This window comes from Streptomyces sp. NPDC001606 (assembly GCF_053596835.1).
Genome location: NZ_JBSFHC010000017.1, coordinates 35,535 through 51,893, shown reverse-complemented (window position 1 = coordinate 51,893; position 16,359 = coordinate 35,535). Strand labels below are relative to the sequence as shown.

The following is a 16,359-nucleotide window of genomic DNA, read 5'->3' as shown; positions in this document are numbered from 1 at the left end:
GGGCGCTTCCCCGGCCAGGTCCGCACCTATGGTCTGATCATGAACTTACCGAGCCATACGGATCAGCCCCGCCTCCCGCTGACCGCCTATCAGCGGGACGTGTGGGCCTCCGCCGTACTGCACCCGGACGATCCCCAGTTCAACTGCTGTGTGACCGAACGTCTCACCGGTCCGGTGGACCGGCGGCTGCTGGCCGAGAGCGCCGAGGCGGTGCTGGCCCGGCACGAGACGTTCCGGCTCTGTTTCGACGACCCGGACGGTACGCCGGTGCAGTGGGTCGGCGCCGCGGCACCCGAGGTGCGCCGGCTCGACCTGGAGCGGGAGGCGGACCCGGCCGCGGCCCGCGCCGCCTGGCTGGAGGCCGACCTGCTGCGCCCCCTGCCGCTGCGCGGCGGCCCGCCGGTGCGGGTCACGCTGCTGACCGAGGGGCCCGACACGGTGGTGCTGCGGCTGACGGCGCACCATCTGGTCGCGGACGGGTGGACCTGCGACCGGGTGACCCAGGAGATCCTGGAGGAGTACGCGCACCGGCACGCCGGGGCACCGGCGCCCGCCGCACACCCCGTTCCGGTCGCCGACTTCCTCGCGGAGGAGGCCCGCTACCGGGCCGGTGACGCCTTCGGCGAGGATCTGGCCCACCACCGGGCCGCGCTCGCGGACACCGGCACCGCGCTGTTCACCCGCCGGGCCCCGAGCGGCGCCCGGCGCCGGGGCATCCGCACCGTGCCCGTCGACGGCGCGCTGGTGCGGCGGATCCGGGAAGCCGGCCACTCCCCCTTCGCCTATGTGGCGACCGTCCTCGGCGGGCTGCTCACCCGGCTGCACGGCAGCGAGGACGTCGTCCTCGGCATCCCGCTGCTGAACCGCGCCGGCTGGACGGCGACGCCGTACGGCCAGCTCGCCAACACCCTGCCGCTGCCGCTGCGGCGCCCCGGGGCGCGCCCGGTCGGCGAGCTGGTGCGCGAGACCCGCGAGGCGGTCCGGGGGCTCCAGCGGCACGAACGGATCGCGCTCGGCGACCTGCTGACCGGGCTGGCCGCGGACGGCGCGGGCGGTTCCCGGCAGCTGTTCGACGTGACGCTGTCGTATCTGCGCTACGAGCGGCCCGCCGTCCTCGACGGGGTGCGGCGCGAGACCGGCATGCAGGCCCCCGGGTACGACCAGTCCGCGCTCAACGTCTTCGTACGGGACTTCGGCGACACCCCCGGCATGGAGATCGACCTGGTCCACGCGCTCGACGTGTTCGACGAGGACCTGCCGATCGACGCGGTGGCCCGCCAGTTGGAGCGGCTGCTCGCGGGCTGCCTGGACGACCCGGCGGCGGAGCTGTCCGCCGTACCGGTGACCGGCCCGGCGGAACGGGACGCCCTGCTCGCCCTGGGCCGGGGCCCGGCCGCGCCGGAGCGGGAACCCGGCACCCTGCACGGCCTGTTCGAGCTCCAGTGCACCCGGCGGCCGGACGCCGTCGCGGTGACGGACGCCGCCACCGGCCGCTCGCTGACCTACGCGGAGCTGGAGCGCCGCGCCAACCGCGTGGCCAGGGGCCTGCGGGCGGCCGGCGTCGGCGACGGGGACCGGGTGGCGGTGGCGCTGCGCCGCGGCCCGGACCTGCTCCCGGCGCTGTTCGGGGTGCTCAAGGCGGGCGCCGCGTATGTGCCGGTGGACCCGGACTACCCCGCCGGGCGGATCACGCACATGCTCGACGACTGCCGGGCCGCGGCGGTCGTGCTGGACGACAAGGGCGCCCGGGCGCCGTGGGCCGCCGGCCGGGAGCACGCCCGCCGGGTGGCCGAGCTGGAGGCGGGGCAGGACGACACCCCGCCGGAGACCGGCGCCGGTCCGGGCTCCCTCGCCTATGTGATCTACACGTCCGGGTCGACCGGCCGGCCCAAGGGCGTGATGGTCGAACACCGGTCGGCCGTCAACCGGCTGACCTGGATGCAGCGGCTGTACCCGGTGGGCGCGGACGACGTCCTGTTGCAGAAGACCCCGGTCTCCTTCGACGTGTCCGTGTGGGAGCTGTTCTGGTGGGCCGCCGAGGGGGCCCGGCTGGTGCTGCTGCCGCCCGGCGCCGAGAAGGACCCGCGGGAGGTGGCCCGCACGGCCCGCGACCACGGTGTCAGTGTCCTGCACTTCGTCCCCTCCATGCTCGGCCCCTTCCTCGACCTCGACGAGCCCCCGGTCTCCTCGCTGCGGTACGTCTTCTGTAGCGGCGAGGCCCTGCCGCCCGGGCATGTCGAACGCTTCGCACGGACCTTCCGCACGGGCCCGGACGGGCCGCCCCGCCTGGTGAACCTGTACGGCCCCACCGAGGCCGCGGTGGACGTCACGGCGTACGACTGCCCCGGCGACCCGGCGCTTCCCGTGCGCAGGGTGCCGATCGGACGGCCGGTGGACAACACGCTGCTGTACGTCCTCGACGCCCACGGAAACCTTCAGCCGGCCGGTGTGCCGGGCGAGTTGTGCATCGGCGGCGTCCAGGTCGCCCGGGGCTATCTCGGGCTGCCCCGACTCACCGGGGAACGGTTCACCGCCGACCCGTTCGTGCCCGGCGGACGGATCTACCGCACCGGGGACATCGCCCGCTGGCTCGCCGACGGCACCCTGGAGTACCTGGGCCGGGCGGACGGCCAGGTCAAGATCCGGGGCAACCGGGTGGAGACCGGCGAGGTCGCCGCCGCGCTGCGCGAGCTGCCCGGGGTACGCGACGCGGTGGTGGCCGCCACCACCGCCGGGGGCGGCGGCACCCGGCTGGCCGCCTGGTACGTGGCCGGCGACGACGACCCGGGCCCGGACCGGCTGCGCGCGGCGCTCGTCGCCCGGCTGCCCGCGTTCATGGTGCCCGCCCTGCTGTGCCGGATCGACCGGGTGCCGCTGACCCCGAGCGGCAAGACCGATGTACGGGCGCTGCCCGACCCGCGCGGAGCAGCGGAGCCGTCCGGCGACGCCGCGCCGGCCGACGGGGTGCAGGCCGCGCTCGCCCGGATCTGGGCGGAGGTGCTGGGCGTCGAACGGGTCGGCGTGCACGACGACTTCTACGCCCTCGGCGGCGACTCCATCCGGCTGCTCACCGTCCGGGCCCGGGCCGAGCGCGAGGGCCTGCGCTTCTCCCTCGACGATCTCGTGGCCGCACCGACCGTGGCGGCGCTCGCCGCCGTCACCGTCACCGACGCGCCGCCCGGCCCGGCCGCGACGGAGGGACCGCGCCCCTTCGCGCTGGTGTCCCGCGTCGACCGGGCGGCGCTCGGCGACGCCGAGGACGCCCACCCGCTCTCCCGGCTCCAGCTGGGCCTGATCTTCCACTCCCGGCGCCGGCCCGGCACCGCCGTGTACAAGGACGTCTTCCGCTATGTGCTGCGGATGCCGTGGGACGAGGCGGCGTTCCGTGCCGCCGCGGCGCGGCTGACCGCCCGGCACCCCGTGCTGCGGTCCACGTTCGCGCTCGCCCGCGTCTCCGAGCCGCTCCAGGTGATCCACCCGCAGGCACCGGCCGGTGCGGACTGCGTGGACCTGCGCGGCCGTACCGAGGCGGAGGCGGAGGCGGAGATCCTGCGCCACGTGGACGAACGCCGGGTGCACGACTACGACTTCGAGCACGGCCCGCTGTACTTCCTGCGCGCGTATGTGCGCCGCGACACCGTGGAGCTGGTGCTCGGCTTCCACCATGCGCTGCTCGACGGCGCCAGCGTCGCCAACCTGCTGCGGGACCTGCTCCAGACGTACGCGCACACCCTGGGGCTCGGCGCCGCCCCGGTGCCCGGCGGGCCGCTGCCGCCGCCCGCGGCGCACGTGGCCGCCGAGCGGGCCGCGCTGGACTCCGCGGAGAGCCGCGCCTATTGGGGCGAGGTCGTGCGCGGGGTCGACGTACCGGCGCTCGCCGGGGCCCGCGCGCACCGGCCGCCCAGCGACGGGGAGCAGATCGTGTGCCGGCGGGAGCTGCCGGCCGACCTCGCCGACGCGCTGCGGGCCGCCGCCCGGGCGCACGGGACGCCGGTCAAGTCGGTGCTGCTGGCGGCGCACTGCCTGACGCTGGGGCTGTTCACCGGCGCCCCCGAGGTGCTCACCGGGCTGGTCACGCACGGCCGGACCGAGGGGGAGGGCGAACAGGCCCTCGGTCTCTTCCTGAACACCGTCCCCCTGCGGCTGCCCACCTCCGGTGCCAGCTGGTCCGCGCTGGCCCGGCAGGCGCTGCACCGCGAGCGCGAGGGGTTCCCGCACCGCCGCTACCCGCTCAGCGCCATCCAGGAGGAGCACCCCGGCAGCGAGCTGGAGACGGCGTTCAACTACGTCCACTTCCGGCAGCTCACCGAGGTGCTGACGCTTCCGGGCATCCGGCTGCTGGACTTCAGGACCTGGGAGGAGACCAACTTCACCCTGCTGGTCAACGCGGTGCACGACCCGGTGGACGGACGGATCGGACTGCGCGTCGACTGCGACGGACGGGTGTTCAGCCCGGACCAGGCCGAGCTGCTCGCCGACACGCTCGTCGCCGTGGTGCGCCGGATGGCCGAACACCCTCTGGAGCAGGCCGGGTTCGACTTCCTCGCGGCGGAGCCCGCCCGCCCGGTGCCGGCGCCGGTGAGCCAGGAGTGCGTCACGGACCTCTTCCTGCGCCAGGCCGCCCGCACCCCCGATGCCCCGGCCCTGGACCACGCCGGCGACATCTGGAGCTATGCCCGGCTGGCCGGCACCGCACGGGCCGTGGCGCACCGGCTGCGCGCCGAGGGCACCGGCCGCGGCGACCGGATCGGCGTGGCCATGGACCGGGGCCCGCAGGCGGTCGCCGTGCTCCTCGGTGTCCTGCTCACCGGGGCCGCCGTGGTGCCGCTGGACCCGGCCTATCCGCCGGCCCGGCTGGCGCGCATGGCCGACACCGCCCGGCCCCGCCGTATCGTCGCCGCCGCCCGGCACGCGCACCTGGTGGCGGACTGCGCGCCGCTGCTGTCCCCCGAGTCGCTGACCGCGCCCGGCACACCGGACACGGCCGGCAACATCCCGGGGCCCGGGCCCGCGGACACCGCCTATGTGCTGTTCACCTCCGGCTCGACCGGCGTCCCCAAGGGCGTGGCGATGCCGCACCGGGCGCTGGCGAACCTGGTCGGCTGGCAGAACCGGGTGCCGAGCGGTGCCGTCGGCGGCCGCACCCTGCACTTCGCGCCGATCGGCTTCGACGTCGCCTTCCAGGAGATCTTCTCCACGCTGTGCGGGGGCGGCACCCTGGTCCTGGCGGACGAGGAGCAGCGCCGCGACATGCCGGCGCTGCTGCGGCTGCTGGACGAGGCGGGCGTGGAGCGGGTGTTCCTGCCGTTCGTGGCGCTCCAGCAGCTGGCGGAGACGGCCGACGCGCTCGGCCCGGTGCCGCGGCGGCTGCGGGTGGTGGTCTCCTCCGGCGAGCAGCTGCGGGTGACCGCCGCCCTGCGCCGGTTCCTCGCCGCCCTGCCGGGTGTGCTGCTGGAGAACCAGTACGGCCCGACCGAGTCGCATGTGGTCACGTGTCACAGCATGACCGGCGATCCGGCCTCCTTCCCCGAACTGCCGCCGGTGGGACGCCCCGTGGACGGCGCGCAGGTGCTGGTCCTCGACCCTCGGATGCGTCCGGTGCCACCCGGTGTGCAGGGCGAGATATACCTGGGCGGGGTCTGTCTCGCCGAGGGGTACGTGGGCCGCAAGGACCTCACCGAGGAGCGGTTCGTCCCCCATCCGTACGGCGCCCCGGGCGAGGTCCTGTACCGCACGGGCGATCTCGCGGTGGTCCTGCCGGGCGGGGACATCGTGTGCACCGGCAGGGCCGACGGCCAGGTCAAGATACGCGGCTACCGGGTGGAGCCGGCCGAAGTGGAGGCCGCCGTCCTCGACTTCGCCGCGGACCGGCCCGGCATCCGGGAGGTGGCGGTCGTACCGCGCCGCCGGGCCGACGGCGAGAACACCCTGGCCGCCTTCCTCGTCGGCGACCGGGACCGCACGGACACCGGGGAGCTGCGCCGGCATCTGCGCACCGTGCTGCCTGCGTATCTGGTGCCCGCCTCCCTGACCTGGATACCCGCGCTGCCGCTGACCCCCTCCGGCAAGCGCGACGACCGGGCGCTGGCCGCCACCGCCCCCGCGCAGGAGGCGAAGCCGCGGGGCGCCCGGCCCGTCCCCGGCAGTCACGAGGCGGTCCTGGCGGACACCCTGGCCGATCTGCTGGAGCTGCCCGCCGACGCGATCGGTGTCGACGACGACCTCTTCGACCTGGGCGGCACCTCGCTGACGGCGATGCGGCTGACGGTGGTCATCGAGCAGCGCTACGGCGTCACCGTGCCGCTGGCCGAGTTCATCGCCACCCCCACCGTCGCCGGGCTGGCGCGGCGGCTGCGCGAGCGGAACGCGTCGGTCACCTTCGACCCGCTGGTGCCGATCCGCCCCGAAGGGGACCGGCGCCCGCTGTTCATGGTGCACCCCATGGGCGGCAACGTGCTGTGCTACGTGCAGCTCGCCCGCCATCTGCCCGCCGGCCGGCCGCTGTACGGGCTCCAGGCGGCGGGCGCGGTCCCCGGCACCGAGCCCCGCCGCTCGGTGCCCGAGCTGGCCGCCGACTACATCGCCGCCCTGCGGCGGGTGCAGCCGCACGGCCCCTACTCGATCGGCGGCTGGTCCTTCGGCGGCTTCGTGGCCTTCGAGATGGCCGTCCAGCTGACCCGGGCCGGCGAGGAGGTCGCCGACCTGGTGCTGCTGGACACCACGGCCCTGGACCCCGGGCCCCGGGCCCGCCATGACGAGGACGCGCTGCTCGGCTGGTTCTGCTGGGAGTTGCTGTGGCTGGGCCGCGGCGGTGCCTCGCCGCAGGAGCGGATACCGGCCGAACTGACCACACCGGACGAGAAGTTCGACTTCATCGCCGGCCTCGCCGTACGCGCCGGAGTGCTGCCTCCGGGAAGTTCCGGGGCCGTGGTCCGCCGGCTGTTCCGGGTGTACGAGGCGAACTGGAACGCCACCCTGGCCTACCGGCCCGAGGTGCCCGAGCAGGACATCACCCTGCTGCTGGCCGCCGAGCCGCTGCCCGAGGTGCTGCTCGCCATGCACAGCGCGGGCGGCAGCCGGCACGCGGACCCGCTGAACGGCTGGCAGCACATGACCCGCGGCCGGCTGCGCGCCGTCACGGTCCCCGGAAACCACCTGTCCATCGTCGAACACCCCCATGTCACCCACACGGCCGAGATCATCGGCCGCATCCTCGACGGCCGTCCCGTCCCGTCCTCCACCGGAGTCGCCGTATGACGCACCACCCCTCCCCCGAGCCGTCGTCCTCCCGGCTGCCGGTGATCATCGCCGGGGCCGGCATCGGCGGGCTGACCGCCGCCGTCGCCCTGCGCCGGGCGGGCATCCCCGTCGAGATCTACGAGCGGGCCACCCGGCTGCGCGCGGCGGGCTCGGGCCTGTCCGTGATGAGCAACGCCGTCGCCGCGCTGGCGTCGCTCGGCATCGACCTGGGGCTGTCCAAGCGCGGCCAGGACGTCGAGACGTTCCGGGTCCTCGACGAGAGCGGGAAACTGATCCGCGAGCAGCCGCTCAAGGCCGTCACGGACGCGCTCGGTGTGCCGTCGGTGTGCGTGACCCGGGCCGACCTCCAGGAAGCCCTGCTCGCCGAGCTGGACGGGGCGCCGCCGGTCCTCGGGCACGCGGTCGCGGACTATGAAGCGGGACCGGACGGGGTGACCGTGCGCTTCGAGAACGGCACCACCGTCCGGGGCAGCGCCCTGGTCGGCGCGGACGGCTTCCACTCCGCCGTCCGCCGCGGCCTGGTGGGGGCCGAGCCGAGCCAGGACAGCGGCTACATCTGCTGGCTGGCCGTCACCCCCTTCGCCCGGCCGCACCTCCCGGCGGGTTACGTGGGCCACTACTGGGGGGCCGGCCGCAGGTTCGGCCTGATCGACGTCGGCCATGGGCGCTACTACTGGTGGGGCACGAAGAACATGCCCGCCGAGCGGTCCCGCGCCTGGGACGGCGACAAGGCCGAGATCCTCGACACCTACGCCGGCTGGGCCGACGAGGTCTGCGACATCATCCGCGCGACCCCCATGGAGTCGGTGCTCGCGGTGCCCTCGCAGGACCGGCCGTTCCTGGAGCGCTGGGGCGAGGGCCCGGTCACCCTCCTCGGTGACGCCGCGCACCCGATGCTGACGAGTCTCGGACAGGGCTCGGCGATGGCCATCGAGGACGCGGTCGTCCTGGCCGGCTGCCTCGGCGCGTCCCCCGACGACCCGGCCGCCGCCTTCCGCCGCTACGAGGACCTGCGGCGGGACCGGGTCCGGGCGGTGGTGGCGGCCTCCCGGGCGGTCAGCGAGACCGAGCAGCTGGAGGACCCGGCGGCCCGCCGCGCCCGGGACGAGGCCCTGCGCGACGCCGACGAGCAGGCGCTGCGCGAACAGTTCCGCGCCCTGCTGCACTGGCCCCCGCTGCCGCTGCCCTCGGCCTGACCCCGCCGGAGAACGGGTCCGGCCGTCCTGGGGGACGGCCGGACCCGCAGGGACGGGTACCCAGGCGGGATTGAGTACGGGTGCTCAGGAAAGGTGTTCGGGCCGGCTCGTAGCGTCCAGGCCATGCACACAGACCACGCTGCTCGTAAGCCGGTGCACCGGGTGGGGATCACCTCGGTGGCGTCCTGCCTGCCCGGGCGAGAGGTGACGTCCCAGCAGTTACAGGAACGGATCTCCGCCTCGGCCGGGCTGCGGCTGCCGCCGCGGCTGCTCGAACGGGTCACCGGGATCACCGCACGCCGGGCCGTCGCGGAGGGCGAGTACGCCTCGACGCTCGCGGTGCGGGCGGCCCGCACCGCGCTGGCCCGCGCCGGGCTGACCCCGTACGACGTGGACCTGCTGGTCTTCGCCTCCGCCACGCGGGACGTGGTCGAGCCGGCGACGGCCCATGTCGTCCAGGCCGAACTGGGCTCCCGCGCCCATGCCCTGGATGTGACGAACGCCTGCAACAGCTTCGTCAACGGGATCGACACGGCTCGGGCGATGCTGCTGGCCGGCCGGGCCCGCCGGGCGCTGGTGGTGACCGGGGAGACGCCGAGCCGGGCGGTACGGCACCGGCCCTCCGGTCCCGAGCAGCTGCGGGACGGCTTCGCCGGCTACACCTTCGGGGACGCGGGAGCCGCCGTCGTCCTGGAGACGGTGGACCGGGGCGGCATCCTCGACGTGGACACCGAGACGCACTCCGAGCACTGGCAGGTCGGCGGGATCTTCGGCGGCGGCTCACGCCACCCCCGCGAGGACGAGCACACCTACTTCAGCGGTGACGGCGGCGAGCTGCGCGAGGTGTTCGAGAAGGTCGGCACCTCGGTGCTGGACCGGATGCGGCAGCGCACCGGCCTGGGCTGGACCGACTTCCGGCACATCCTGGTGCACCAGGTCACCGTGCCGTACCTGGAACGGTTCGTGGAGGTCACCGGGGTGCCCCGGGACCGGCTGGTCGTCACCGTCCCCACGCTCGGGAACATGGCCAGCGCCACGCTGGGCGTGCAGCTCGACCGCGTCCATGCGCGGCTGCGCCCCGGCGACCGGGTGCTGTTCGTCGGCCTGGGCGGCGGCGTGAGCATCATGACGATGGTGTGGGAGCACGCGTGAGCGCCCTGTGGGTGGTGGTGCCCGCTCACCAGGAGGCCCGGCGGATCGGCGCGACGCTGGAGGCGCTCGCGGCGCAGCGGGACCGTGGCTTCACCCTCGTCGTCGTGGACAACGCCTCCAGCGACGGCACCGCGACGATCGTCCACGACTTCGCCCGCCGGGCGCCGTTCCCGGTCCATGTGCTCCGCGAACCGGAGAAGGGCGTCGGCTGCGCGGTGGACACCGGGTTCCGGTACGCGATCCGCAACGGCGCGACGATGCTGGCCCGCACCGACGCCGACTGTCTGCCGCACCCCGGCTGGACCGCCGCCGCCCGGGACGCGCTGCGGCACGGCGCGGGCCTGGTGTGCGGCCGGATCGACGCGCGGCGCGACGAGCACGGGCCGCTCGGGCGCGCCGCGTTCCGCGCCCTGGTGCGCGGCGCCGCGTTCTTCGGCCGGATCCGCCCCGCGCACCGGCGCCGGCACGGCTATCTCACCCCGTACCGGATGCACGCCGGGAACAACATGGCCATCACGGCCGCCCTGTACGAGGCCGTCGGGGGCATGCCGCGCCGCCCCTCCCCCACCGACCGCCTCTTCCTCAACCGGGTCCGCCGCCGTACCACCGCCATCGTCCACGCCCGGGCCATGGTCGTGGAGAACTCCACGCGGCGGCTGCGCAGTTACGGCCTGGTGGGCACCGCCCGCTGGTATCTCGACAAGGGCCCGGGCCGGCACACGGAGGATCCGCGCTGATGCTCGACACACTCGCCCGCGCCCTGCGCACCGACGCCCCCGAGCGGCCGGCCGTGCTCGGCGCCGGCCCGATGGGCGCCGTACGTACCCGGGCCACCCGCGGGGACCTGGCCGACCTCGCCGACCGGTACGCCGCCGCGCTGCACGCCCGCGGTGTGGCGCGGGGCGGCACCGTGGGGGTCGCGGTCCGGCCCGGGCCCCGGGCGCTGGCGGTGCTGCTCGCCGTGCACCGGCTCGGGGCGCGGGCCGCGGTGCTCGACCCCGGCGCCGGTCCGGACGTGCTGCGCGCCCGGCTGGCCCTGGCCCGGCCCGACCTCGTGCTCGCCGACGCGGCCGCGCAGGCGGTCGCCGGGTGGGCGCGGCCGCTCGCCCGGCGGGCGCGGCTGGCCCTGCCGGACCTCGCGGAGCTGGGGCCGGTGGCCACCATCGGGCCCCGGCTGCCGGGCTGCGCCCCCGCGGTGGACTCCGGCGTCCGCAGGGTGGTCCCGCCCCGGCCCGTGGACGAGGACGGCGACGCGGTCATCGTGTTCACCTCCGGCACCACGTCACGGCCCCGCGCGGTGGTGCACACCCGTTCCTCGCTCGCCGCCGGTATGGCCACGGTGGCCGACCTGGTCGGGGTGGTGGCCGGCCGGCCCGTCCTCGGCGGGACGTTCTTCGTCCTGGTGCCGTCCCTGGCGGGCGGCGTGCCGGTCGCACTGCCCGCCCGCTCGCCGCGCGTGCTGGCCCGGCAACTCGGCCGGCTCGCCCCGCAGGCCACCTATCTGACGCCGCCGCAGCTACGGCAGGTGCTGGCGGAAGGGGGCCGGTTCGCGGGGCGGGTGTGGACCGGGTCGGCGCCGGCCGGTGCCGAGCTGCTCACCCGGGTCAAGCGGGCGGGCGCCACCGAGGCCTGGGGCGTGTACGCGCTGACCGAGCTGTTCCCGGCCGCCGCGGTGGAGGAGGCGGAGAAGGCCGCGTTCACCGGCGGGGGCGATCTGGTGGGGGCTCCGCTGCCGGGGGTGGCGGCCCAGGTGGACGCCTCCGGCGAGCTGCTGCTGTCCGGCCGCGCCGCCCGGGACCGCTATCTGGGCGAGGACCCCGACCCGTGGGTCGCCACCGGTGACCGCGCGTGTCTCGACGGCGGCCGGATCGTGTTGCAGGGCCGGCTCAAGGACATGGTGCTCAGGCGGGCGGAGAACATCTATCCGGGCCTGTACGAGCCCGCGTTGCACGTGCCCGGTGTCGAGCTGGCGCTGCTGGTCGGGGTACCGGCCGGGGACGGGGACGAGCGGCTGGTCGCCGTGGTGCAGCCGCGCCCGGGGGCCGACCCCGGGGCGCTGCGGGCCGCGCTGGCCGGCCCGCTGGAGCGGATGGGGTCCGCGCGGCCGGACGCGGTGGTGTGGGCGGACATCCCGCTCTCCGGCCGCTCCCGCAAGCCGGACCGCTCCGCGACGGCCCACCTGGCCGCGGCTCGCCTCGGCCTGCCGGCCCGGGCGGCCGGAGGCCGGCGGTGAACGCGCGGACCGGCCAATCGCCGTGGGGCCACCGGCCGTTGGGGACCGACGGTCCGCCAAGGGCTGACGAACCGGCCCGTCCCCTGGCCGTCGCGCCCACCGCGTCCGGGATCCGGGCGGCACGCCGCCGTGACCGGCGCGTGTACACCCGCTCCCACCCCGTGCTGTTCGCCCTGCTCGCGGCCACCCGCCGCCGGGCGGTGACCCGTGTCGGCGGCATCCTGCTGGTGCACGGCACCGAGGCCTACCGGCACGCCCTCACCCGCGTGCCGCTGGACCGCACCGCGGCCGGCACCACCGGCGGCGCCGCTCGCGAACTGTCCACCGGGGGCGCCCTGTTCGACCAGGCGGGCGCCGGCCACCGGGACACCCGCCGGACCATCGCCGACGGGCTCGGCGCGCCGGGGGTACGGCGGCTGCGCCCGGTCTGGGAAGAGGTGCTGGCCCGCCGGCTGGCCCCGCTCGCGGCAGGCCGTACCGTCGATCTCGTGCCGGTGGCGCGGGAGTTGGCGGGCGCGACCGTGTGCGCGCTGCTCGCGGTGGATGCCGACCCGGAGGATGTCGCCGAGGCGGCCGCGCTCGCCGCGGCCACCGCCGTGCGCGACCATCTGCCCGGCCCCCGCCTGCCCGGCACCGCCCGCAGGGCCGCGGCGGCGACGGCGCGTCTTCAGGCCCTGCTCGGCGCCGGACCGGCCACCGCTCCGGGCGGTGCGGGCGAGAGCCCGGCGCTGCGGGCGATGCTGGCGGTCGCCGCCGTCAACACCACCGTGGCGGCTCTGCCGCGCGCCGCCGCCTGGTGCGCGGACGCGGCGCTGTGGGACCAGGCGGCCGACGACCGGCTGCGGCCGGTCCTGGCGGGCGAACTGCTGCGGGCGCTCGCCCCCTCCCCGCTGCTGCCGCGCGCGGCGGCGGCCGACGCGGACCTCGACGGGTGCCCGGTACGGCGCGGGGACCGCCTGATCCTGGTCGCACGGCACGCCGCCCGGGCCCACACCGATCCCCCGGACGCCCTCGACCCCGCACCGCCCGCCGTGGCCCAGCTCGTCTTCGGCGCCGGCGGCCACGCCTGTCCCGGCGCCCGGCCGGCCCGGGCCCAGCTCGAGGACGTGCTGGCCGCGCTCGCGCCGTACCGCCCCGCCGTGGTGCGGGCCGTGGCCGACCGCTCGTCGGCGCTGCCCGCCTGGCGTTCCCTCACCGTCCGTGCCACCACCACGAGTCCCGCGGAGGACGACCGATGACCACGATCGCCGTCACCGGCGCGAGCGGCTTCTGCGGCTCCCATGTCGCCGTCACGGCCGCCGCGCGGGGCGCCCGGGTGCTGTGCGTGGGGCGCCGCCCCGGCCCGGTCGGGCGGCACATCCCCTGGGACGCCGCCCGCGAGGTGCCGGACCTGTCCGGGGCGGACCTCGTGGTGCACTGCGCGGCGGCGGTCGGCGATCCGCTGCCCGGCTCCCCCGCCGAGGCCGTGATGCGTGCCGTCAACATCGACGGCACGGCGCGGCTGCTGGAGGCGGCCGCCGGCCGGCCGGTGGTGTGGGTGAGCAGTGCCAGCGTCTACGCGCCCGGCCCCGGCCGGGCCCGGATCACCGAGGACCATCCGGTGCGCGGCCAGTTGAACGCGTACGGCCGCACCAAGGCGGCCGGTGAGGCGCTGGCGCTCGCGGCCGGCGCGGTGGTGCTGCGGCCCCGGGCGGTCTACGGCAGCGGGGATCCGCACCTGGTGCCGAGGCTGCTGTCCCGCGTCCGCGCCGGGCGGCTGCTGCTGCCGGGCCCGAGCGTCCGCCTCAGCCTGACGGCCGTGCAGAACCTGACCGACGCCTGCCTCGACGCGGCGGGGTGGCCGCCGGGCGCCTACAACATCGCCGATCCGGTGCCGTACGACCGGGACGGGGCGATGCTGGCCGTCCTCCGGGCGCACGGGGTACGGGCCCGGATCCACCGTGTTCCGCCGGTGCTCGCCCATGCCGCGGCGCGCGCAGCCCGGCTGTGTCCGGGCGGGGAGCCGTCGCTCACCCGCTACGCGGTCGACCAGCTCGCCCGCTCGGTGGTCCTGGACGTGTCCAAGGCCGAGGCGCAGGGATGGAGAGCGGCCCGCTGCCTCGCCGACTACACGAACACGGTCTGACGGCACCGGCAGCCGCGCGCGCCGGCTCCTGGGTCTCCCCCACCCCCAACCCTGGCGATATCGTATTGCGGAAACAAAATGTCGCTTGATGGAAGAAGGACCGCGTGGGGGGCTTGAGATTGGTGCGCCTGGAGAGACGGAACGCGGTCGGCGGAGAGGGCGCGGAGTTCCCGGCGCGGGTGCTGCGCGGCCTCGCCCAGGTCATGTTCCTGGACAACGCCCGGGCGGGCGCCGTCTTCGGGCTGGCGCTGCTGGCCGCGGACTGGCGGTACGCCGCCTACGCCGTGGGCGGCGCCGCCCTCGGCACCGCCGCCGCGGAACTGCTGGGGGTGGCCCGCGACCGGGTGCGGGCCGGGCTGGAGGGCTTCAACTCCGCGCTGACCGCGCTCTGTCTGGCGGTGTTCCTCGACGCGGGCAGGCCGGCCACGGCGCTGCTCGCCGCCGCGGCCTGCCTCGTCGTCACGGTCGTCACGGCCGCCGTCGTACGGCTGCTGCACACCTGGGAGCTGCCGCCGCTGACCATGCCGTACTGCCTGCTGGCGGGCGCGGTCACCCTGGCCGCGCCCGGGTTCCGGCGGGTCTGGCCGCACGGCGGGAGCGGGGCCGCGCCGCCCCGCGCCGCCTCCGGGCCGGCGCTCCTCGGACCGGACGCCGTGGGGGCGGCGTTCTTCCGCAACCTCTCCCAGGTCTTCTTCCTGGATCAGTGGTACGCCGGGGCCCTGCTGCTCGCCGGCCTGTTCCTGGCGAGCCGGACGGCGGGATGGGTGGCCAGTTCCGGCAGCGCCACGGGCCTCCTGACGGCCTGGGCGCTCGGGACGCCGGCCGCACGCATCGCCGACGGCACGATGGGCTGCAACGCGGTGCTCGTCGCGCTGGCGCTCTGCGGGGTGTTCCTGGCCGCCACCCGCGCGACCCTGCTCTACGCGCTGCTCGGCGCGGCCACCGCGACCGCGCTCACCCCGGCCGTCGCCGGTCTGCTCGCCCCCTCCGGCGGGCATCCGCTCACCTGGCCGTTCGTGCTGACGACGCTCTGCTTCCTGGCCGCCGCCCGGTCCTTCCCGCGGATCCTGCACCGGCGGCCGGCGTGACCACCGGTGCCGTCGGCTACCCGGGCACCACCTATGATCATGGCCATGTCCGAACTGCGCGAGCGCTCCGCACATAACCAGCTGGCCCCCGGGGAGCGGCTCCTGGGCTACGGCACCGTCGTCCCCGCCAAGAGCGCGAAGGGCATCGGCGTGAACGCCGGAAGCTTCCTCGGGAACGAGCTGGTCAACAGCGTCGGCGCGCAGTCCGGCCGGGCCGGCAGCATCGCCTCGGGTCTGCCGCAGACCTCCGGCGCGCTGCTGCTGCGCGTGACCGACCAGCGCGTCGGACTGGTCAAGCCCCTGGACGGCACCCCGGTGTGGGAGGTGCCGCGGTCCTGGGTGACCCGGGTCGAACGCCGGCCCAGGCTCCAGCTGATGGCCCGGTTCCGGCTGCACTGCGCCGACGGCTCCTGGATCGCCTTCCTCACCATGCGGCGCCGCACCATCGAGCAGTTCCGCTCGCTCATCGGCTGACGGCGGCGATCGCCGTCACCCTATAGTTGCGCCATGAGCAACCGAGTCTCGGACGGCGACCCAGCGGGCGCCGCGGCGGGCGGGGTGCAGTCCGTCGACCGTGCGATCAGCGTCCTGGAGATCCTGGCGCGGCGCGGCGAGGCCGGGGTCACCGAGGTCGCCGCCGAGATCGACGTCCACAAGTCGACCGCGTTCCGGCTGCTCGGGGCGCTGGAGGCGCGGGGCCTGGTCGAGCAGTCGGCCGAGCGGGGCAAGTACCGGCTGGGCTTCGGGATCGTACGCCTCGCGGGCGCGGTGACGGGCCGGCTGGACGTCACCCAGCAGGGCCGGGCGGTGTGCGAGCGGCTCGCGGCGGAGATCGGCGAGACCATCAACATCGCGGTGCTCCAGGAGCATTACGCGGTCAACCTCCACCAAGAGCGCGGCCCCGGCGCGGTCGGGGCGCACAACTGGGTCGGCCAGCTCACCCCGGTGCACGCCACGTCCAGCGGCAAGATCCTGCTGGCCCACCTGCCGGAGCGGGAGCGCGCCCGGATCCTCGCGGCGGCGGGGCTGCGCAAGCTGACGCCGCACACCCTGACCGCGAGGACGCGGCTCGAGAAGGACCTCGCCGAGGCCCGGACGCGCGGCTACGCGGTGACGCTGGAGGAGCTGGAGCTGGGCCTGCACGCGATGGCGGCCCCGATCCGCTCCCATGACGGCGAGGTCGTCGCCGCCCTCAGCGCGTCGGGGCCGGCCTACCGCTTCACCGAGGACCGCATCCACGCCCTGGCGCCCGCGCTGCTCAAGGGCGCCGAGGAGATCAGCCACCGCATGGGCCACCTGGGCTGA

General features: G+C 76.1%; 10 protein-coding genes. All 10 read left to right on the top strand.

Going from position 1 to position 16,359, the window contains the following annotated elements; all coding sequences use genetic code 11:
- Positions 1-39 precede the first annotated feature (39 nt).
- The 10 genes from ACWCV9_RS27210 to ACWCV9_RS27165 all read left to right on the top strand — a co-directional run bounded on the left by ACWCV9_RS27210 (position 40) and on the right by ACWCV9_RS27165 (position 16,359).
- Positions 40-7,257: an amino acid adenylation domain-containing protein gene (locus tag ACWCV9_RS27210; protein WP_450790385.1), complete on the top strand. Its 7,218-nt coding sequence runs from the start codon at positions 40-42 to the stop codon at positions 7,255-7,257.
- The gene (locus tag ACWCV9_RS27205) at positions 7,254-8,456 is read left to right on the top strand and encodes an FAD-dependent monooxygenase (RefSeq protein ID WP_450790383.1); all 1,203 of its coding nucleotides are present in this window, start codon (positions 7,254-7,256) and stop codon (positions 8,454-8,456) included. Before ACWCV9_RS27210 ends, ACWCV9_RS27205 begins: the two co-directional genes overlap by 4 nt.
- Positions 8,457-8,579: 123 nt before the next feature.
- Positions 8,580-9,608, top strand: a complete 1,029-nt coding sequence (locus ACWCV9_RS27200; RefSeq protein WP_450790381.1) for a 3-oxoacyl-ACP synthase III family protein — start codon at positions 8,580-8,582, stop codon at positions 9,606-9,608.
- Positions 9,605-10,345 carry a glycosyltransferase family A protein gene (locus ACWCV9_RS27195; protein WP_450790380.1) on the top strand — a complete coding sequence of 247 codons (741 nt, stop codon included), beginning with the start codon at positions 9,605-9,607 and terminating at the stop codon, positions 10,343-10,345. Before ACWCV9_RS27200 ends, ACWCV9_RS27195 begins: the two co-directional genes overlap by 4 nt.
- Positions 10,345-11,841: a class I adenylate-forming enzyme family protein gene (locus ACWCV9_RS27190; RefSeq protein WP_450790378.1), complete on the top strand. Its 1,497-nt coding sequence runs from the start codon at positions 10,345-10,347 to the stop codon at positions 11,839-11,841. The genes ACWCV9_RS27195 and ACWCV9_RS27190 overlap by 1 nt, the downstream gene beginning before the upstream one ends.
- Before the next feature lie 140 nt (positions 11,842-11,981).
- Positions 11,982-13,079, top strand: a complete 1,098-nt coding sequence (locus tag ACWCV9_RS27185) for a cytochrome P450 (protein WP_450790376.1) — start codon at positions 11,982-11,984, stop codon at positions 13,077-13,079.
- Complete coding sequence (locus tag ACWCV9_RS27180; protein WP_450790375.1) at positions 13,076-13,966, top strand: NAD-dependent epimerase/dehydratase family protein; 891 nt, start codon at positions 13,076-13,078, stop codon at positions 13,964-13,966. Before ACWCV9_RS27185 ends, ACWCV9_RS27180 begins: the two co-directional genes overlap by 4 nt.
- Positions 13,967-14,070: 104 nt before the next feature.
- On the top strand, positions 14,071-15,054 hold the full coding sequence (locus tag ACWCV9_RS27175; RefSeq protein ID WP_450790373.1) for an urea transporter: 984 nt from the start codon (positions 14,071-14,073) through the stop codon (positions 15,052-15,054).
- Positions 15,055-15,099: 45 nt separating this feature from the next.
- Positions 15,100-15,528 carry a hypothetical protein gene (locus ACWCV9_RS27170; RefSeq protein ID WP_450790371.1) on the top strand — a complete coding sequence of 143 codons (429 nt, stop codon included), beginning with the start codon at positions 15,100-15,102 and terminating at the stop codon, positions 15,526-15,528.
- 33 nt (positions 15,529-15,561) lie between these two features.
- Positions 15,562-16,359: an IclR family transcriptional regulator gene (locus ACWCV9_RS27165; RefSeq protein ID WP_450790370.1), complete on the top strand. Its 798-nt coding sequence runs from the start codon at positions 15,562-15,564 to the stop codon at positions 16,357-16,359.